Origin of the sequence: Streptomyces sp. CB02980 (genome assembly GCF_014451325.2) — a bacterium.
Taxonomy (GTDB): domain Bacteria; phylum Actinomycetota; class Actinomycetes; order Streptomycetales; family Streptomycetaceae; genus Streptomyces.
Genome location: NZ_JACSCH020000021.1, coordinates 20,377 through 39,322, shown reverse-complemented (window position 1 = coordinate 39,322; position 18,946 = coordinate 20,377). Strand labels below are relative to the sequence as shown.

Annotated in this window: 20 protein-coding genes; 10 read left to right on the top strand and 10 right to left on the bottom strand. The window is 73.5% G+C overall.

Features of this window, described 5'->3' with window-relative positions; genetic code table 11:
* Positions 1-3 precede the first annotated feature (3 nt).
* Entirely contained in the window at positions 4-891 is an 888-nt protein-coding gene (locus E0F75_RS33155) for an NAD(P)-dependent oxidoreductase (protein WP_229314667.1), read from the top strand.
* Between the two features lie 16 nt (positions 892-907).
* Here E0F75_RS33155 and otsB read toward each other — a convergent pair whose 3' ends face one another.
* The 3 genes from otsB to E0F75_RS33140 all read right to left on the bottom strand — a co-directional run bounded on the left by otsB (position 908) and on the right by E0F75_RS33140 (position 3,598).
* Positions 908-1,747 carry a trehalose-phosphatase gene (otsB, locus tag E0F75_RS33150; RefSeq protein ID WP_229314666.1) on the bottom strand — a complete coding sequence of 280 codons (840 nt, stop codon included), beginning with the start codon at positions 1,745-1,747 and terminating at the stop codon, positions 908-910.
* 220 nt (positions 1,748-1,967) lie between these two features.
* Positions 1,968-2,231 carry a DUF3263 domain-containing protein gene (locus E0F75_RS33145; protein WP_229314665.1) on the bottom strand — a complete coding sequence of 88 codons (264 nt, stop codon included), beginning with the start codon at positions 2,229-2,231 and terminating at the stop codon, positions 1,968-1,970.
* A 59-nt stretch (positions 2,232-2,290) separates the two neighbouring features.
* Complete coding sequence (locus tag E0F75_RS33140; RefSeq protein ID WP_229314664.1) at positions 2,291-3,598, bottom strand: ABC transporter substrate-binding protein; 1,308 nt, start codon at positions 3,596-3,598, stop codon at positions 2,291-2,293.
* A 195-nt stretch (positions 3,599-3,793) separates the two neighbouring features.
* Between E0F75_RS33140 and E0F75_RS33135 the strand changes: the two genes are divergently transcribed.
* From E0F75_RS33135 to E0F75_RS33125, 3 genes are all read left to right on the top strand, one after another.
* A complete protein-coding gene (locus tag E0F75_RS33135) occupies positions 3,794-4,753 on the top strand; it encodes an ROK family protein (RefSeq protein ID WP_229314663.1) in 960 nt (319 codons plus the stop codon).
* Positions 4,753-5,895, top strand: coding sequence for an N-acetylglucosamine-6-phosphate deacetylase (gene nagA / locus E0F75_RS33130; RefSeq protein WP_229314662.1), 1,143 nt, complete (start codon positions 4,753-4,755; stop codon positions 5,893-5,895). Before E0F75_RS33135 ends, nagA begins: the two co-directional genes overlap by 1 nt.
* 136 nt (positions 5,896-6,031) lie before the next feature.
* On the top strand, positions 6,032-6,958 hold the full coding sequence (locus tag E0F75_RS33125; RefSeq protein ID WP_229314661.1) for a 1-phosphofructokinase family hexose kinase: 927 nt from the start codon (positions 6,032-6,034) through the stop codon (positions 6,956-6,958).
* Positions 6,959-6,980: 22 nt separating this feature from the next.
* Here the strand turns inward: E0F75_RS33125 and E0F75_RS33120 are convergent, their stop codons facing one another.
* Both E0F75_RS33120 and cdgB read right to left on the bottom strand, forming a co-directional pair.
* Positions 6,981-7,961: a CBM35 domain-containing protein gene (locus tag E0F75_RS33120; protein ID WP_229314660.1), complete on the bottom strand. Its 981-nt coding sequence runs from the start codon at positions 7,959-7,961 to the stop codon at positions 6,981-6,983.
* Positions 7,962-8,056: 95 nt separating this feature from the next.
* Complete coding sequence (gene cdgB / locus E0F75_RS33115; protein WP_229314659.1) at positions 8,057-9,877, bottom strand: diguanylate cyclase CdgB; 1,821 nt, start codon at positions 9,875-9,877, stop codon at positions 8,057-8,059.
* Positions 9,878-10,174: 297 nt separating this feature from the next.
* Between cdgB and E0F75_RS33110 the strand changes: the two genes are divergently transcribed.
* On the top strand, positions 10,175-10,738 hold the full coding sequence (locus tag E0F75_RS33110; RefSeq protein ID WP_229314658.1) for a flavin reductase family protein: 564 nt from the start codon (positions 10,175-10,177) through the stop codon (positions 10,736-10,738).
* Positions 10,739-10,768: 30 nt separating this feature from the next.
* On the opposite strand, the gene arfB is transcribed toward E0F75_RS33110, so the two are convergent.
* Positions 10,769-11,206, bottom strand: a complete 438-nt coding sequence (gene arfB / locus E0F75_RS33105) for an alternative ribosome rescue aminoacyl-tRNA hydrolase ArfB (RefSeq protein ID WP_229314657.1) — start codon at positions 11,204-11,206, stop codon at positions 10,769-10,771.
* A 115-nt stretch (positions 11,207-11,321) separates the two neighbouring features.
* Here arfB and E0F75_RS33100 point away from each other — a divergent pair, with 115 nt between their 5' ends.
* Together E0F75_RS33100 and E0F75_RS33095 are read left to right on the top strand one after the other, a co-directional pair.
* Complete coding sequence (locus tag E0F75_RS33100; protein ID WP_229314656.1) at positions 11,322-11,897, top strand: TerD family protein; 576 nt, start codon at positions 11,322-11,324, stop codon at positions 11,895-11,897.
* 65 nt (positions 11,898-11,962) lie between these two features.
* Positions 11,963-12,487 carry an N-acetyltransferase gene (locus E0F75_RS33095; protein WP_229314655.1) on the top strand — a complete coding sequence of 175 codons (525 nt, stop codon included), beginning with the start codon at positions 11,963-11,965 and terminating at the stop codon, positions 12,485-12,487.
* Here the strand turns inward: E0F75_RS33095 and E0F75_RS33090 are convergent.
* Positions 12,465-12,908 (bottom strand): NUDIX hydrolase, encoded by a 444-nt coding sequence (locus tag E0F75_RS33090; RefSeq protein WP_229314654.1) that lies wholly within the window; start codon positions 12,906-12,908, stop codon positions 12,465-12,467. The genes E0F75_RS33095 and E0F75_RS33090 overlap by 23 nt on opposite strands.
* Complete coding sequence (locus tag E0F75_RS33085) at positions 12,905-13,597, bottom strand: response regulator transcription factor (RefSeq protein WP_308189624.1); 693 nt, start codon at positions 13,595-13,597, stop codon at positions 12,905-12,907. The genes E0F75_RS33090 and E0F75_RS33085 overlap by 4 nt, the downstream gene beginning before the upstream one ends.
* Positions 13,598-13,705: 108 nt before the next feature.
* Between E0F75_RS33085 and E0F75_RS33080 the strand changes: the two genes are divergently transcribed.
* From E0F75_RS33080 to E0F75_RS33070, 3 genes are read left to right on the top strand one after another with little or no spacing between them, the layout of a single operon-like run.
* The gene (locus E0F75_RS33080) at positions 13,706-14,659 is read left to right on the top strand and encodes an ABC transporter ATP-binding protein (protein ID WP_229314653.1); all 954 of its coding nucleotides are present in this window, start codon (positions 13,706-13,708) and stop codon (positions 14,657-14,659) included.
* Positions 14,637-15,485 carry an ABC transporter permease gene (locus E0F75_RS33075; RefSeq protein WP_229314652.1) on the top strand — a complete coding sequence of 283 codons (849 nt, stop codon included), beginning with the start codon at positions 14,637-14,639 and terminating at the stop codon, positions 15,483-15,485. Before E0F75_RS33080 ends, E0F75_RS33075 begins: the two co-directional genes overlap by 23 nt.
* Positions 15,486-15,495: 10 nt before the next feature.
* Entirely contained in the window at positions 15,496-17,199 is a 1,704-nt protein-coding gene (locus E0F75_RS33070) for a sensor histidine kinase (protein ID WP_229314651.1), read from the top strand.
* Positions 17,200-17,230: 31 nt separating this feature from the next.
* Here E0F75_RS33070 and E0F75_RS33065 read toward each other — a convergent pair whose 3' ends face one another.
* Positions 17,231-18,667 (bottom strand): M1 family metallopeptidase, encoded by a 1,437-nt coding sequence (locus E0F75_RS33065; RefSeq protein ID WP_229314650.1) that lies wholly within the window; start codon positions 18,665-18,667, stop codon positions 17,231-17,233.
* A gap of 92 nt (positions 18,668-18,759) precedes the next feature.
* Positions 18,760-18,946 (bottom strand): heme-binding protein (locus tag E0F75_RS33060; RefSeq protein WP_229314649.1); only part of this gene is annotated, 187 nt, incomplete at its 5' end.

Genomic DNA, 18,946 nt, shown 5'->3' with positions numbered 1-18,946 from the left:
GTCATGACAGCGAACCCGCATCGGAAGACCCCCGTCACCCTCCTCGGCCTCGGAGCGATGGGCACCGCCCTGGCCCGTACCTGGCTCGCCGCCGGACATCCGCTCACCGTCTGGAACCGCACCCCGGCCCGCGCGGAGGCGGCGGCCGCCGAGGGCGCGAAGGTCGCGGACAGCGCGGCCGAGGCGGTCGCGGCGAGCACCCTCGTCATCGTCTGCCTCCTCGACGACGCCTCGGTGGAGACGACCCTGGACGGCGTCGACCTGACCGGCAAGGACCTGGTCAACCTGACCACCACGACCCCCGCCCAGGCCCGGGCCCGCGCCGCGTGGACCGAGGAGCGCGGCGCCCGCTACCTGGACGGCGGCATCATGGCCGTCCCGCCGATGGTCGGGGTCCCGGAGGCCGGCGGCTATGTCTTCTACAGCGGCTCGCGGGAGCTGTTCGAGCTCCACCGGGAGTCCCTCGCCGTACCGGTCGGCACCACCTACGTCGGCGAGGACGCGGGCTTCGCGGCCCTGCACGACGTGGCCCTGCTGAGCGCGATGTACGGGATGTTCGCGGGGGTCGCGCACGCCTTCGCCCTGATCCGGCGGGAGGACATCGATCCGGTCGCGTTCGCCCCCGTGCTCGGGGACTGGGTCAGGGCGATGACCGGTCCGATGGTCGACGGGACCGCTCGCCGGCTGGCGAGCGGCGAGTACGACGACGCGGCCTCCAACCTGGCGATGCAGGTGGCCGGCACGCCGACCTTCCTGACCACCGCCGAGGACCAGGGCGTCAGCCCGGAGCTGATCCGGCCCTACTTCGAGCTGATGCGCCGCGGGCTCGCCGCGAGCGGCGCCGGGGAGGAGGCGACCAGCCTGGTGGACCTGCTCGTACGGAAGGGCTGACGGGACCCGACCCGGCTCAGGCCTCCCGTACCGCCTCCGCGAGCGCCCCCAGGAACTCCACCACCCCCGGCGGGCCCGGCACCGCCAGGTCCCCGCGGTCGGCCAGCTCCGGGACCTCCGTCGAGCCGCTGCAGACCAGCAGCCCCGGCGTGCCGTCGGAGCGGAGTTTCTCGACGGCGGCGAAGGCCGGCAGGTCGCCCAGGTCGTCGCCCGCGTAGAGCACGGACCCGGCGCCCACCTCCCGTACGTACTCCGCGAGCGCGACGCCCTTGTCCATGCCCGGCGGCCGCAGCTCCAGGACCATGCGGCCGGGCTCCAGGACGAGGCCGTGATGGGTGGCGAGGTCGCCCAGCGGGCCCTTGAGGGCCTCGAAGGCGCCCTCCGGGTCGAGGGCGCGGCGGGTGTGGACGGCGACGGCGCGGCCCTTCTCCTCGATCCAGACGCCCGGCCAGGCGCCGGCCCGGTCGAGGAAGCCGGGGAGCTCGGCGCGGACGGAGGCGACGCCCGGGTGCGGGGCGGAGGCCCGGACGGTGCCGGAGACGGCGTCCCACCGTTCGGCGCCGTAGTGGCCGAGGACGACGAGGTGCTCCAGGCCGGGGACGCCGGCGAAGCCGCCGTACCGGACGGCGACCCCGGCGGGGCGGCCGGTCACGACGGCCACGGAGGCGACCGCGGGGGCGAGGGCGGCGAGCGCCTCGACGGCGCCGGGGTGGGCGCGGGCCCGTTCGGGGTCGGGGACGATCTCGGCGAGGGTGCCGTCGAAGTCGAGGGCGACGACGGCCTTCGCGGGCCGCGCGAGCAGCGCGGCCAGACCGTCGCGGCCGGCGGATGTGGTCGGGTGCGGAAGGCTGACCATGCTCCCGACCCTACCCACGCACGCCGCCCGCGTCAGGGCCACGAACAAGACGGCGCCCGGCAACCGGCGGTACGGCCTTCGCCGAAGCACGACGCCGCCCCCGGCCGACCTGGGTGCGACGCGATCCCTCAGCACCCTCCCGACGACGACGACCGACCTCAGCCGAGCGCCCCGCCGAAAGGTCCGGCCTCAGCCCCCACCGGCCTGGGCGAAGCCTGCTTCACCGCCGCCATCGTTTCTCCTCGCGCACCCGCCGCAGCCGGTTCACCGTCACCGGGTCGTGGGCGAGGGCCCTGGGGTCGTCCAGGAGGGCGTTGAGCAGCTGGTAGTAGCGGGTCGGGGAGAGCCCGAGGCTCTCGCGGACCGCGCGCTCCTTGGCACCGGGGCCGGGCCAGGAGCGGCGCTCGACGGCAAGAAGGGCCTGCTCGCGCTCACCGAGCCCGCCCTCGTCGCCGCTGTCGGCCGCTTCCCGCTCCTCGGTCATGCGACCAACCTATTACCCGGCGCTCCTCGGCACCGTGGCCGCCCGGTCGCGCGGGCCTCCTACTCGGCGTTCTCCGCCGCCGTCGCCGCCCGTCCGATCGCCCCGAGGACCTCGGCGGGGACCCCGGCCGGAGAGACGGCCCTGCCGATGTTCTGCTTGACGTTCTCGCTGACCTTGGCCCAGGACGTCTTGCCGACCGGCGGGAGCTGGCTCTCCGGGAGCGTCTTGAGGAAGACGCGCAGGTTGGCGTGCTCGGGCTCGGTCTCCATGCGGGTGGAGGCGGTGACGGTGACCGGCAGGAGGTCGTTGTCGCCGGCGAACTTCAGGACGTTCTCGTCGCTGAAGACGAAGTTGAGGAAGTCGCCGATCTCCTTGCGGTGACCGCTCTGCTTGAAGCCCATGATCCAGTCGGCCACGCCCATGGCGGCCTCGGCCTGGCCGTCGGCGCCCGGCAGCGGGACCTGGCCCACCTCGACGCCCTTCTTGGCGGCTTCCTTGAGGAGCGAGGGGTGGCCGTTGAGCATGCCGACCTGGCCGTTCGCGAAGGCGGCGAAGGCGGCCTTGCGGTTGAGCTTGCCGGGGGCGACGGGCCCGGTGAGGCCCTTGCCGACGAGGTTCTTCTTGAGCCAGTCGAAGGTCTTGATGTTGGCGTCGGAGTCGACCGCGTAGTGGTCGGTGCCGTCGGTCCAGCCACCGCCGCCGCTGAGCATCCACATCAGGGCCTCGGCCTGGGCCTCCTCGGGGCCGAGGGGCAGCGCGAAGGGGGTGCGGACACCCTTCTTCTTCAGCTTCTCGGCGGCCTCGGCGAGCTCGTCCCAGGTGGTGGGCGCCTTGGCACCGGCCTCGTCGAAGAGGCCCTTGTTGTAGAACAGCGGCCGGGTGGAGGCGACGAAGGGCAGCCCGTACTGGGTCCGCTTGTGCTCCCCGGCGTCGACGAGCGGCGCGAGGAAGTTGGACTGGACGGGTATGGAGAGCAGTTCGTCGGCGGCGTAGAGCTGGCCGGCGGCCGCGTAGTCGGCGTAGGCGCCGATCTGCGCGATGTCGGGGGCCTTGTCGGCCTTGACCATCTCGGCGACCTTGCGGTCGACGTCGTCCCAGGACTCGACCTGCACCTCGACCTTGACGCCGGGGTGGCCGGCCTCGAAGGCGGCGACGAGGTCGGCCCAGTACTTCTTGGTGGTGTCGCCGCCGGTGAGGTCGTAGTCGGCCGCGACCAGTCTCAGGGTCACGTCGCCGGAGTCGCCTCCGAGGGAGCCACAGCCGGCGACCGTGGCGGTCAGTCCGAGTGCGGCGACGGCCGCGGTCAATCCAAGGAATCGTCGCCGCTCCACGGCTTCATCCACCTTTTGCTCGTCGTTGAGCTGCATCGAGCCGCACGTTTGCTCTGCGCAGGGCCGTAAGTCTCTCGCGTGCGCGGGTATGAGGTCTACACCACTCGGGTATCACTTCCGCAACGTCACCGGGACGATGGGCCCATGACGGGACCCGAATTTGTATCCGTACGCAACAATCCTCGGCAGTGGACTAGACCTTTTGGGTCCCCGAGGGCCAAACTGTCACCCGTGAGACACGTCATCGCCCTGGATGTGGGCGGCACCGGCATGAAGGCCGCCCTCGTCGGGGCGGACGGCACCCTGCTCCACGAGGCCCGCCGCGCCACCGGACGCGACCGCGGCCCCGAGGCCGTCGTGGAGACGATCCTCGGCTTCGCCGCCGAGCTCCGCGCCCTCGGCCAGGAGCGGTACGGCGAGCCCGCGGCGGCCGCCGGAGTCGCCGTCCCCGGCATCGTCGACGCGGAGAACGGCATCGCCGTCTACGCCGCCAACCTCGGCTGGCACGACGTTCCCATGCGCGAACTCCTCAGCGGCAGACTCGACGGCATCCCCGTCGCCCTCGGCCACGACGTCCGCACCGGCGGCCTCGCCGAAGGCCGCATCGGCGCGGGCAACGGCGCCGACCGCTTCCTCTTCGTGCCCCTCGGCACCGGCATCGCCGGCGCCATCGGCATCGGCGACCGCATCGAGGCCGGCGCCCACGGCTACGCCGGCGAGATCGGCCACATCGTCGTCCGACCCGGCGGCACCGTCTGCGGCTGCGGCCAGCGCGGCTGCCTCGAGCGGTACGCCTCCGCCTCCGCCGTCTCCCAGGCCTGGGCCGAGGCGAGCGGCGACCCGAAGGCCGACGCCGCCGACTGCGCCAAGGCCGTCGAGTCCGGCGACGCCGCCGCCCTCCGGGTCTGGCAGGACGCCGTCGACGCCCTCGCGGACGGCCTGGTCACCGCCCTCACCCTGCTGGACCCCCGCACGCTCATCATCGGTGGCGGACTCGCCGAGGCCGGGGAAACCTTGTTCACACCACTTCGGGCCGCGGTGGAGGAGCGAGTCACGTTCCAGAAGCTGCCCGCCATCGTCCCGGCGGCCCTCGGGGACACCGCCGGATGCCTGGGCGCGGGCCTCCTCGCCTGGGACCTGCTCGCCGACCAGCGCCCCCAGCGCCCCACCGACTCGGAGGTTTCCGCCTGATGGCCGATCACAAGGTTCTCGCCGGCGCACACGTCGTGCTGCCCACCGGGATCGTCGAGAACGGACGTGTGATCGTCGAAGGCGAGCGCATTGTCGGGAGCTGCCGAGAAGGCGCCGAGACCCTCGACCTGACCGGGCACTGGCTCGTCCCCGGCTTCGTCGACATGCACAACCACGGCGGCGGCGGCGCGTCCTTCACCTCCGGCACCGTCGACGAGGTCCTCAAGGGCGTCCACACCCACCGGCTGCACGGCACGACCACCGTCGTCGCCTCCTTCGTCACCGGCGAGATGGACTTCCTCACCCAGCGGGCCGGGCTGCTCTCCGAGCTGGCCGAACAGGGCGAGATCGCCGGCCTCCACTTCGAGGGCCCCTTCATCTCCCCCTGCCGCAAGGGCGCCCACGACGAGACGCTGCTCCGCGACCCCGACCCGGCCGACGTCCGCAAGCTGATCGACGCCGCCCGCGGCCAGGCCAAGATGGTCACCCTGGCCACCGAACTGCCCGGCGGCATCGACTCCGTACGCCTGCTCGCCGAGCACGGCGTGATCGCCGCCATCGGCCACACCGACGCCAGCTACGAGCAGACCGTCGAGGCCATCGACGCCGGCGCCACCGTCGCCACCCACCTCTACAACGCGATGCCCGCCCTCGGTCACCGCGCGCCCGGCCCGATCGCCGCCCTCCTGGAGGACGAGCGGATCACCGTCGAGCTCATCAACGACGGCACCCACCTCCACCCCGCCGCCCTGGAGCTCGCCTTCCACCACGCGGGCGCCGAACGCGTCGCCCTCATCACCGACGCCATGGACGCCGCCGGCTTCGGCGACGGCCGCTACATGCTCGGCCCCCTGGAGGTCGAGGTGAAGGACAGCGTCGCCCGCCTCGTCGAGGGCGGCTCCATCGCCGGCTCCACCCTCACCCTGGACCGCGCCTTCAAGCGTGCCGCCACCATCGACGGCCTCCCCGTCGAGTCGGTCGTCCAGGCGATCTCCGCCAACCCGGCCCGGCTGCTCGGCGTGTACGACCGCGTCGGCTCCCTGGAGCCCGGCAAGGACGCCGACATCGTGGTCCTGGACGCCGAGTTCAACCTCAAGGGCGTCATGCGCAAGGGCGAGTGGATCGTCGACCCGAAGGTCTGAGCACGCTTCTGATCAGGAATCACACGGAAGGGCGGTGGGCCGGGGGTCTGGGCCAACCGCCTTTCGTTTGGCATGATCAGTGCCCGTCGGAGCGCGCGTTCCGCAGGACTTCACACGGAGTACGGGGGTTGGTCAGATGATCCTCACGGTCACCCTCAACACGGCGGTGGACCTGACCTATCGGGTCCCCGCCCTCACCCCGCACGCCTCCCACCGGGTCACCCAGGTCATCGAGCGCCCCGGCGGCAAGGGCCTCAACGTCGCCCGGGTACTCGCCGCGCTCGGCCACGAGACCGTCGCCACCGGCTTCGCGGGCGGCGCCACCGGCAACGTGCTCCGCGAGCAGCTGGCCGCGACCCCGGTCCGCGACGAGCTCGTCGAGACCGCGGGCCCCACCCGCCGTACCGTCGCGATCGTCGACACCACGACCGGCGACACCACCCAGCTCAACGAACCGGGCCCCACCGTCACCGCCGCCGAGTGGACCGTCTTCCGCACCCGCTTCACCGCGCTCCTCGACGGCGCCGCGGCGGTCGCCCTCTGCGGCAGCCTCCCGCCGGGCATCCACGTCGGCGCGTACGCGGAACTCGTCCGCCTCGCCCGTACGGCCGGAGTCCCCGTCCTCCTCGACACCAGCGGCGAACCCCTCCGGCGCGGCATCGCCGCCCGCCCGGACCTCGTCAAGCCCAACGCGGACGAACTCGCCCAGCTCACCGGCACCCGCGACCCGCTGCGCGCGACCCGCGAGGCACGGGGCCGCGGCGCCCGGACGGTCGTCTCCTCGCTCGGCCCCGAAGGCCTGCTCGCCGCGACCCCCGAGGGCCTGTGGCGCGCGGCCCCGCCGGCCGCCGTGAAGGGCAACCCGACGGGCGCGGGCGACTCGGCCGTCGCCGGCCTGCTGTCGGGCCTGGTCGACGGCACACCGTGGCCCGACCGCCTGTCCCGCGCGGTCGCCCTCTCGGCGGCGACGGTGCTCTCCCCGGTGGCCGGCGAGTTCGACCGAGCGGCCTACGAGGAGCTGCTGCCCCGCGTGAAGGTCACCGAGGAACCGGACCGGCCGTGACACACGGCCGGCCGAGGACCGACTAGGACTTCTTCGGCGGCCCTACCTCGAGCCAGTCGAGCAGCACGTCGCACTGATTGCCCGTCTCGCACGAGATCTTGATCTCGTTCTCGCCCTTCTGGAGGTCGACCGGCGCCCAGGTGGTCTGCCAGTTCTTCTCCAGGTTCGGGTCCGAGGAGTGGATGAAGTTCTTCAGGCCGAGGGGCGAGGAGTTCGGCTTGCCGTTCACCGTCAGGGTGGCGTTGGCGTCCACGGCGGGGATGGCGTAGCGCACGGTCAGGGCGTACTTCCCCGCCTCCGGCATGTTCGCCTTCCAGGTCACCGAGGAACCGACCTGGTTGAAGCCCGCGACGTACGTGCCGTTCGAGCCCTCGGCGCCCTTGACGTCCGTGGCGAGTCCCGCGCTGCCGCCCAGCTTCAGCGTGGCCGCGTCCTGCTTCGGGAGTTCGGCCGGGGTCTCGTCCGGGCTCGGCTCGGTGCTGGGCTCATCGGACGGCTTCACCGGCGCGGTCGCGGTGGTGCCGCCGGTGCCCGCCTGCTTGTCCTTGTCGTCGTCCTTGCCCGAGTTCGTGATCACCGCGGCCGCGATGCCCACCACGACGACCGCGACGACCGCGACCGCGCCGATGAGGATGCCCCGGGTGTTGGGGCCGCGACCGGAGCCGCCACCGTGGTGGTGCTGCGGCGGGGGGCCCTGCCGGGTCGGCGGGCCGCCGTAGGTCTCCGGGGCGGCGTACTGCGCCTGCGGCTGGCCGTACGGGGCCTGCTGCTGCGGCGGTACGTAGGGCTGCGCGTGCTGCTGACCGCCGTACTGGCGCTCGCCGACCGTTCTGACCTGGTTGTACGAGGTCCGGGGCACGCCGGGCTGAGCCGCGGCGGGGCCGGGATAGCCGTAGCCACCCCCACCGGGGGGCTGGGCGCCCGCGGCCTGACCGTCCTCGTACAGGTAGCCGAACGGGTCGTCGTTCTCGGGCTTGTTCGCGCCGTCGTTACCGGCAGCCATCCGGGTTCCTCTCCATGCTCGCCAGCCGTCGCCGACCGGCCGAGCCTACCCCGAACGGACCAGCCCCCGAAGCGGCCCCGGGCGTGTCAGGAGCCTCAGCCGGCGCGGCGGTGGACCTTGGCGCGGGAGCGTTTCTCCACGTACATCCGCTGGTCGGCGGAGTTCAGGACCTCTTCCACGGTCATCCCGCATTCGGCCCATCCGATGCCGAAACTCGCCCCGACCCGGACCGCCCGGCCGTCCACCCGGATCGGCGGAATGATCGCGTTGCGCAGGCGTACGGCCAGGTCGGCGGCGTCGGCCGCGCCGAGACCGTCGGCGAGGACGACGAACTCGTCACCGCCGAGCCGGGCGACCGTGTCACCGTCGCGGACCCCGGTGGTGAGGCGGCGCGCGACCTCGATGAGCACCGCGTCACCGGTGTGGTGCCCGAAGCGGTCGTTGATCGACTTGAAGCCGTCGAGGTCGCAGAAGAGGACGGCGAGGCCCTTGGTGCCGTCGTCGATGTCACCGCCCGAGGGGGCCACCATGTGGACGTGGTGGTCGTACGGGCCGACGCCCGCCGGCTCGAAACCGAAGCCGTGCTCGTGTTCGTGCTCGTACGGCGACTCGTAGCCGGAGTGACCGGAACCACCCGAGCCGCCGGAGTCATAGCCGGCGTGCGCCGCGGGTTGGCCGGGCTGATCGGCGTGCCCCTGGTCGTACCCCGTCTCGTAGCCCGCCCCGTAGCCGCCGTCCCGCCCCGACTCGTACCCCCCGCCGTACCCCGCGGCCTGGTCGACCGACACGTGGGCCGCCGGGCGCTCGCACAGCCGGGCGGAGAGCCGGGAGCGCAGCTCGGCGCTGTTGGGGAGGCCGGTGAGGGCGTCGTGCGAGGCACGGTGGGCGAGCTGGAGCTCGTGCCGCTTGCGCTCCTCGATGTCCTCGACGTGGGTGAGGAGGAAGCGGGGGCCGTCGGCCGCGTCGGCGACGACCGAGTTGCGGAGGGACACCCATACGTACGTGCCGTCGCGCCGCCCGAGCCGCAGCTCGGCCCGGCCGCCCTCGGCGGAGGTCCGCAGCAGCGTCCCTATGTCCTCGGGGTGGACGAGGTCGGCGAAGGAGTAGCGCCGCATGGCGGCGGCGGGCCGGCCGAGGAGCCGGCACAGGGCGTCGTTGGTGCGCAGGAGCCGGCCGTGCTGGTCGCCGCCCATCTCGGCGATGGCCATGCCGGAGGGGGCGTACTCGAAGGCCTGCCGGAAGGACTCCTCGCTGGCGCGGAGCGCCTGCTGCTCCCGCTCCAGGCGGACGAGGGCGCGCTGCATGTTGGAGCGGAGCCGGGCGTTGCTGATGGCGATCGCCGACTGGGAGGCGTACATCTGGAGCGCCTCCTGGCCCCAGGGGCCCGGATGCCGGCCGTTGCGCGGACGGTCGACGGATATGACGCCGAGGAGCTCACGGCCGGAGCCGGGCGGGGCTCCCCCCGGGCGGGCGGAGCCGATCCTGGGCGAGTACATGGGGGCGTAGAGACGGTCGTGCGGGTGCCACTCGTCCTCGAAGCGGGGTGCGGGGCCGTCGGTGTGCCACTGGGGGACGTCGTCCTCCATCAGCACCCAGCCCTCGGTGTGCGGGATGAACCGCAGGTCGCCCCAGGCGGTCGCCATGGACAGGCGGCGGTCCCAGGAGGCGCGGGAGCCGACCCGGCCGGTGATCAGGGCCTCGGCGGCGGAGCTGCCGGCGAAGGCGGCGACGACGAGGTCACCGTCGGGGCGTACGAGGTTGACGCAGGCAAGCTCGTAGTTGAGACCGGCGACCACACCGTCGGCGACGGTCTGCAGGGTGTCCGCCAGGCTGCGCGCAGTGTTGAGGTCCGCCACGACCTGATGCAGCTGCCGCAGGGTCGAGAGACGGACGTACGGCTCCGACTCGGTCTCCATCGCTCGCTCTCCCCGAGACCTCGACAGCAACTCCAGGGTTCTCATCGGCTTCGTGTTGCACAGTCACCGTTCGTATTGCACTGTCACTGCCACTGAATCACAGCGAGCTGCGCACCCGGTACACAGGGTCAGCAAATACTGGTCGCTGTGACTCAAGTCACAGCAGGTCATGGCGGGTCGCCGCCGGTCGCCGCGGGTCGCGCCCGCCGCGGGTCGCGGGTCCTAGGACCGGCGGGGGTGGCGGCCTGGTCCCCCGGCCCGATGCGGCACCCGAACGGCCGGGATTAGCGTGCGGGTGTGCTGCAGAAGACTCCGACCTCGCCCCCCGTGTCCGATCTGGCCATCCCCCATGCTGAGGGGGTGAGCAACGACGAGTTCCGGGCGGCGATGTCCCGCCTCGCGGCCGGCGTGGTGCTGGTGACCGCGCACGACCCCGACGACGGCCCGCGCGGCGAGGACGTCGGCATGACCGCCACGGCCTTCGTGTCGGTCTCCCTCGACCCGCCCCTGGTCCTGGTCAGCCTGCGCAACGGCTCCCGCATGGACGACCTGCTCACCGACGTACCCGTCTGGGCGGTGTCGCTCCTCGGCGAGAACCAGCGGCACATCGCCGGACGCTTCGCCATGAAGAACCGCGTCAGCGACCGGCTCCTCTTCGCCGACCTGCCGTACACCCGCGGCGAGGAGAGCGGCGCCCCGCTCATGGGCGGCGCACTGGCGACCCTGGAGTGCCGTACGGAGAGCCGGGTCGTGGCCGGCGACCACACGCTCGTGGTGGGCCGGGTCCTGACGGTGGACGCCGGGGCGGCGGGCGGCGGGCCGCTGACGTACTACCAGGGGAAGTACCGGAACCTGTCCTGAGCCCGGGACGTACGGCGGTACGGGGCCGGCTCAGCCCCAGTCGCGGGACTGGCGCGTCCGCTTCGTCTCCGAGCGCTGCTTCTTCTGGCGCAGCCGGCGCTCGTTGATACCGCGGGGGATCTTCGTCGGACGGCGGGGCTTCGGCGGCGGGGCCGTCGCCTCGGCGAGCAGCGCGGCGAGCCGCACCGCCGCCGTCTCGCGGTTGCGCCACTGGGAGCGGTGCTCCGAGGCGCGGACCGTCACGACGCCGTTCACCAGGCGGGTGGCGAGGCGCTCGAGGGCGCGGGCCTTCCACACCTCGGGCAGCGCGTCGGTGGCCGCGAGGTCGAAGCGCAGCTCGACCTGGGAATCGCTGGTGTTCACATGCTGACCGCCCGGGCCCGAGGAACGCGAGAAACGCCACTGGAGCTCGGCCTCGGGGAGCGAGACGGAGCCGCGGATGGGATACGGACCGGACATGCCCTCCATATTCCCCGCAGGGGGCCATCGGAGTCATCCTGTTTTCGCCGGGAGGGCGCCGGGAACCGTCCGGGGGCACCACGCGTTTCTCCAGGCGAAGACACCACGATGAAAGGGACTTTCCATGGCTGTGAGCCTGTCCAAGGGCGGCAACGTCTCTCTGACCAAGGAGGCCCCGGGCCTCGCCGCTGTCACCGTGGGCCTCGGCTGGGACGTCCGCACCACCACCGGCACCGACTTCGACCTCGACGCCTCGGCGATCGGCGTGGACGCCGCAGGCAAGGTCGCCTCCGACGCCCACTTCGTCTTCTTCAACAACAAGGCGACGCCGGACCAGACCATCGTCCACACCGGTGACAACCGCACCGGCGAGGGCGGCGGCGACGACGAGCAGATCAACGTCAACCTCGCGGGCCTCCCGCCGACCGTCGACAAGATCGTCTTCCCGGTCTCCATCTACGACGCGGTCAACCGCTCGCAGAACTTCGGCCAGGTGCGCAACGCCTACATCCGCATCGTGAACCAGGCCGGCGGCGCCGAGCTCGCCCGCTACGACCTCTCCGAGGACGCCGCCGTCGAGACCGCCATGGTCTTCGGCGAGCTGTACCGCAACGGCGCCGAGTGGAAGTTCCGCGCGGTCGGCCAGGGCTACGCCTCGGGCCTCGAGGGCATCGCCCGCGACTTCGGCGTCAACCTCTGACCGACGCCCCCGCAGCACCCTTGAGCCCCGGCCGGGTTTTTCCGCCGGGGCTCTACCCTTGCCGCGTGATCGTCGAAGCCCTCGCCCCCAAGGCCCTGGAGGACGGTGCGGCCCTCCCCGGCCCGCTGCTCACCGAACTCACCGCGCTGTACGCCTCGAACGAGGAGTTCCAGCAGCTGAGCGGCGACTTCCCGGACCCGTCCGACATCCGGCCCGAGCAGGTCGCGGCCGCCCTCGCCGACGAACTCGCCCGGCCCACCGCCGAGGTCCTGCTCGCCCGCTCCGAGGGCCGGCTCGTCGCCGTCGCCGTCACCCTCGGCCGCCACCCCGACCCGGCGGAACCCGAACCGTGGCTCGGACTGCTCATGGTCCACGGGGACGAACGGCGCGCGGGCCACGGACGCCGGCTCGCCGCGTACGTCGAGGAGCGCTTCCGCGCCGAGGGCCGTACGGGCCTGCGGCTCGCCGTCCTGGAGAACAACCCGAAGGCCCTCGCCTTCTGGACCTCCCTCGGCTACGAGGAGACCGACCGCCGCCCGGACCTCGCCCATGGCCGCGCGTGCGTGGTCATGCGGAAGGCCCTGGCCTGACCCCCACCAGGGAGAGCGCGTCGGCCGCCGCCGGGGAGAGCTCTTCCACCGGCCCGGTCAGCGGCCGCCACGCGACGGCCTCCGTACTGCCGTCCGTCTCGGTGACGGCCAGGGGATCACCGGGACGGAGCTCCACCGCGTAGAAGACCGCCACCAGGTGCCAGGTCACACCCTTCCGGGTGGCCGTGTACGTACGGGCGTCGACCAGCCGGGCCCCGGTGAGCACCCGGCCCGTCTCCTCGTACAGCTCGCGCGCCAGTGCCTCCACCGGCTGCTCGCCGGGGTCGATCCCGCCGCCCGGGAGGTGCCAGAGACCGGGCTCGAAGACCGGCGAGGCCTCCGACAGACGAGTCAGGAGCAGCTGCTCCTGCTCGACGACGATCGCGTAGGCCGAGACGCGTTTCCGCACTTGGGTGTTCATCGGTTTCCTTCCGGTTTCATCGGCGGGACCAGTCCCGCCTCGTGCGCGGTGATGGCGGCCTCCACCCGGTTCCTGGCCCCGAGCTTGGCGAGGACCGCGCTGACGTGCGCCTTCACGGTGCCTTCGACCAGATGGAGCCGGGCACCGATCTCCGCGTTGGAGAGCCCGGCGCCGAGCCCCGCGAGCACGTCCCGCTCCCGTGGCGTCAGGTGGCCGAGAGGGCGGTGGGGCCGGGCCGCCCGGTGGGCGCGCAGGCCCGCGATGACGCGGGCGGCCACCCTCGGCGACAGATACGCCCCGCCCGCGCCCACCGCCTGCACCCCGTGAAGGAGCTCCCGGGGGTCGTCCGCCTTCAGCAGGAAGCCGCTGGCCCCTTCTTCGAGCGCGCGTGAGATGAACGCGTCCTCCCCGAAGGTCGTCAGCATGATCACGCCGGCCGTCGGCTGCACGCGGTGGATCCGCACCGCCGCCGCAAGGCCGTCGAGGCCCGGCATCCGGATGTCGAGGAGGACCACGTCGGGGCGGTGACGGCGGGTCAGCTCGACGGCCTCGTGCCCGTCGGCGGCCTCCGCGACCACCTCCGCCCGCTCGTCCCGGGCCAGGATGGCCCGCACCCCGGCCCGGACCATCGCCTCGTCGTCCGCCACCAGGACACGGACCGGACGGCGGGCTGCTGCGCTCTCTTCCACCGGTCGAGCCTACGGCCGGAGGCAGGGGCCGTACCCCTGACGAAGGGAAGGAGGTCGCTGCCGAACGCCCCATGCGCCGCCCCGGCACCCGCTCCTAGCGTCCATCCCGTGATCGCACTCAGAGAACTCACGAAACGGTACGGCGGCACGACCGCCGTGCACGGCCTCACCCTGGACGTCCGGGAAGGGAAGGTGACCGGCTTCCTCGGCCCCAACGGCGCCGGGAAGTCCACCACGATGCGGATGATCCTGGGCCTCGACCACCCCACCCGGGGCTCCGCCCTCATCGACGGCAGGCCCTACGCGGCGCTGCGCCACCCGGTCCGCGAGGTCGGCGCGCTCCTCGACGCCAAGGCCGTGCACCCGACCCGTACGGCCCGCTCCCACCTGGTCGCGCAGGCCCGCAGCAACGGCATCCCGGTACGCCGGGTCGACGAGGTCCTGGACCTGGTGGGCCTCGCCAAGGCGGCGCGCCGCCGGGCCGGTTCGTACTCGCTCGGCATGTTCCAGCGTCTCGGCGTGGCGGGGGCGCTGCTCGGCGACCCCCCGACGCTCGTCCTGGACGAACCCGTCAACGGCCTCGACCCCGACGGCGTGCGCTGGATGCGCCGACTCGTGCGCGGGCAGGCCGCCCAGGGCCGCACGGTCTTCCTCTCCAGTCATCTGATGAGCGAGATGCAGCTGACGGCCGACCACCTCGTCGTCATCGGCCGGGGCAGGCTGCTCGCCGACACCCCGATGGCCGACTTCCTGGCGGGCGGCGCCGGCGCGTCCGTACGGGCCGAGGTGCCCGACCCCGGAGAACGGTCCGTCCTCGTCCGCCACCTCGCGGCCGAGCCCGGAGTGACGGTGGAGGCGGAGACATCGGCGGCCCCCGGGACGGTCGTCGTCCGGGGCCGGAGCGCCGCCCTGGTCGGCGACCTCGCCCACCGGCACGGCATCCGACTGCACCGGCTGAGCGAGGTCGGGGCCTCCCTGGAGGAGGCGTACATGGAACTGACGGCGCGGAGCGTCGAGTACGTGACGGGAGGCGAGAACGGTGAACACGACCCGTACGCGTAACGGAACCACGGACGGCCGTCCGCCGGAGGGCGGCCCGACGGAAGGCCCGCCGGCCAGGGGACGCACGGACGCGAGCCCGGGACGCGCCGGCCTCGCCGGGGCGTTCGGCGCCGAGTGGACCAAGCTGTGGTCGGTCCGCGCCCCGTACATCTGTCTGCTCACGGCCCTCGCGGTCACCGGGGTGTTCACCTACTACTACGGCTCGATCGCCCGCATCGACGCCGACCCCGTCCAGCCTCTCGGCAACGCCCCCGTCTCCTCCGCCGTCCTCGTCCAGTTCGCCGTCGTCGTCCTGGCCATGACCACGGTGACCAGCGAGTACACGACCACCGGTATCCGCGCCTCGCTCCTCTGGGTGCCCGTCCGGCACCGGGTCCTGCTCGCCAAGGCCCTGCTCACCGCCGCGGTCTCGTTCGCCGCCGGCACCGTGAGCGCGGTCCTGGGCATGGCGGTGGCCTGGGCCCCGTTCTCCGGCCACGCCTCCTTCGACGCCGCCACGGCCACCCGTCAGACCCTCGCCGTCGGCGGCTACTACGCCTTCGTCGCCGTCCTCACCGTGGGCGTGTCCTTCGCCACCCGACACGCCGCCGGAGCACTCACCGTGCTCGTCACCCTGCTCTGGGCGCTGCCGACCACCCTCCTGGCGCTGGGCGGCCCCGCCCTGCTCGCCGTCCACGACCTGCTCCCGCACAGCGTGGGAACCCACCTCATGCGCGGCGGCCCCGGCACTCCCCATCCCCCGGGCGTGGCGGTCCTGCTCCTGGCCGCCTGGGCGCTGGCCGCCCATCTGACGGGCCGCTACCTGCTGCTCCGGCGCGACGCGTAGCGTCGGACGGATGACAGCCCCAGCGCCCCGGCGCCTCCTCGGCGACCTGGCCCTCTGGGCCGCCCTGTGCGGCGCCCACGTCGTCTGGTTCCGCGGCGACCCGGCCCCCTCGGTCGCGAGGGACCTGGTGCTCCCGCTCCTCGTGGCGACCGTCGTCGTCCCGCTCGCCCGGCACCGGCCGACGGCGGCGGTCGCCCTGGCCGGCGCCCTGTGCGCCGCGGGCCTGGCGGACGCCACGAGCCCCGCGCACGTCGCCGTCCTGACCCTGGGCACGACGAGCTGCCTCCTCGGGGTGCGGACCGCCGGCACGCGCACCCCGCTGCTGGTCCTCGCGGGCTGCCTGGCCGCCGCCCTCGCCGTCTGCGCCGTCCTGCGGGCGGGGCCGGTGTGGTGGTTCTACACGCTGACGGTGCTGCCGACCGCGCTCCTCCTGCCGTGGCTCGCCGGCCGGTACTGGCGCGGGCGGACCGAGCTGGTGAGCGGCGGCTGGCGGCTCGCGCGCAGCCTGGAGGAGCGGCAGCGGTTCGTGGCGGAGCGGGCCCGGCTGACGGAACGCGCCGACATCGCCGCCGACATGCACGACTCCCTCGGCCACGCCCTCAGCCTGGCCGCACTGCGCGCCGGGGCCCTCGAACTCTCCCCCACCCTGGCCGGACGGGACCGGGAGGACCTGGCCGAGCTGCGCGGGACGATCGCGGACGCCGTCGACCAGCTGCGGGAGACGGTCACGGTGCTGCGCGCGGCGCCGGACGCGCTCCTGCCCTCGGCCGTGGCCCCCGCCGACACCGTCGAGGCGCTCCTCGGCCGGGCGGTCGCGTCCGGCGTCCCCGTCCGGTGGGAGCGCGAGGGACCGCCGCCCGTGCTCTCCCCGCTGATCGAACGCGGGGTGTACCGGGTGGTGCGCGAAGCCCTCACCAACGCCGTCAAGCACGCGCCCGGCAGCACCGTCCGGGTCCGCATCACCCACGACCACGAGCGGGACCACACCCGCGTACGGGTCGTCAACGCCCTCCCGGTGCCGGGCCCGTCGGCCGTCCGGCCGGCCGGCGGCCACGGTCTGGCGGGGCTGCGGGAACGGGTCACCGTCCTCGGCGGCAGCCTGTGGACCGGCCCGTACGAGGACGGCTTCCACGTCAGCGCCACCCTGCCGCACCGCGCGACCCCACCGCACCACGCCGAGGACCCCGACGCCGGGAAGGACGGCACAGGGAAGGACGTCAGGGGACAGGACGCGAGGGGGCAGGACGTCAGAGGACAGGACGGCGGAGGACAGGACGGCAGCGGGCGGAACAGCCGCACGAAGACCGGCGGCGGACCGCACGCCGGCGGCTCCGCGTCCGAAGCGGCCCGGCGGCTCGCCCAGGTGCGGCGCAGCACCCGGCTCAGGCTCGCGGCCGCGTTCGCGATACCCGCCGGAGCGGCGCTCTTCTTCGTGCCGGCCGCCGTGTTCCTCGCGTACCAGCTGAGCACCGGTGTGCTGGCGCCGTCCCGCTACGAGGAGCTGCACGTCGGCGGGACCCGCGCCGAGCTCGCTGAACTGCTCCCGGCGCGCCCCTTCCCGTATCCGCCGGACGACGCGCGTTCGGCGCCCCGGCCACCCGGTACGGAGTGCGTGTTCTACCGGTCGAACGGCAACCTCCTCGCGGAGGTCGACCTCTACCGCCTGTGCTGGTCCGGCCCACGCCTGACCGCCAAGGACGTGCTGGTCCCGTAGGGGGTGTCTGGTCGATCAGGCCGGACACCCCCTAGGGCTGCGCCGGCCTGCCGTCGCCGTACAGCCACACGTCCCACAGCGCGTCCAGATCGCGACCGGCCACGCTCTCCGCGTAGGCGGTGAAGTCGTCCGTGGAGGCGTTGGCGTGACGGTACTTCGCGGGCCAGCCGCGCAGGATCTCGTCGAAGGTCCTGTCCCCGACCGTCTCGCGGAGCTTGTGCAGGACCATCGCGCCCCGCTGGTACACGGGCGGGTCGAAGAGGTTCTCGGCGGCGGGCGGGGCGGCCGGCGGGAAGGCCCAGTTGGCCTCCTGGGCGAAGGCCCGCTCGAAGTGCGTCCGCGCGGGGACGTGCTCGTACTCCTCCGTGTACAGCCACTCGGCGTACGTCGCGAAGCCCTCGTTCAGCCACAGGTCCCGCCAGCTCGCGGGCGACACCGAGTTCCCGAACCACTGGTGGGCCAGCTCGTGGACCAGGGTCGTCCGGTCGAAGGCGGCGGCCGGGAAGACGGGCCGCGTCTGGGTCTCGAGGGCGTAGCCGAGCGTCCCGTCCTCGGTGACGATCGCGCCGGCCGTGGAGAAGGGGTACGGGCCGAAGCGCCGCGCCTGCCGGGCGATGATCTCGGGGATCTCGCCACGCAGCGGGGCGGTCGCGGCGGCGATCGGACGTTCGGCGGCCGTGAGCACGGGGACGGAACCAGGCGCCCCGGTCGCCGCCGCGGTCGCCGTCTCGTACCGGCCGATCGCGACCGTCGCGAGATAGCTCGCCATCGGCTCGGCCGAGTGCCACTCGGTCGTCACCCGGCCGTCCGCCGCCGTCCGGCGGGCCGTCCTGACGCCGTTGGAGAGCCCTTCGAGCCCGGCCGGGACGGTGAGCGTCAGCTCGTACGCGGCCTTGTCGGAGGGGTGGTGGTTGCCCGGGAACCAGGTCATCGAGCCCGTCGGCTCACCCACCGCCACGGCACCGTCGTCGGTGCGCAGCCAGCCCTCCTGGGAGCCGTCCGCGTCCGTGACCGGCTCGGGAACGCCCCCGTACGTGACGGTGGTCCGGAACTCCGCGCCCTCGCGGATCTCGTCGCGCGGCCGGAGCGTCAGCTCGTTCCCGGCCCGGTTGACCGCGGCCGGCGCGTCGTCGACGGAAGCCCGGTCGACGGTGAGCCCGGCGAGGTCGAGGTTGAACGCGCTGAGGTCCTGGGTGGCGCGGGCGGTGATCTCGGCGGTGCCGTCGAGCCGCCCGGTCCCGGGGTCGTACGCGAGGGTGAGGGCGTAGTGGCTGACGTCGTAGCCGCCGTTGCCGAGCTTCGGGAAGTACGGGTCGCGCAGCCCGGCGGCCCCGGGGGTCCCCCGGACTCCGCCGGTGGCCTCCGTACAGCCGCCCACGAGGAGTGCCAGGGCGGTGAGGGCGGCGGCGAGGCCGCCCGCGGCTGCTCCGGTCCGGTGGTGCCGGTCCGTCCGGTTGCGCTGGGTCACGTATCGATCCTAAGCAAGGTCGACACGGAAAAAGGCGATGGCGCCCGGCGGGGGATCCGGGCGCCATCGCCGACTGTGGACCGCTGCCGCGGTTACTTGCCGAGGGCGGCGACGCCGGCCTGGGCGAACTTCTCGTCGAGGTCGCCCGAGGGGGCGCCCGCGACACCGATGCCCGCGATCGGCGCGCCCTTGGCGGTCACCGGGGCGCCACCGGCGAGGAACAGGGTGCCGGGGATGTCCTTCAGGGTCGGGGCCTGGGCGAGGCGGCCGGCGAGGACG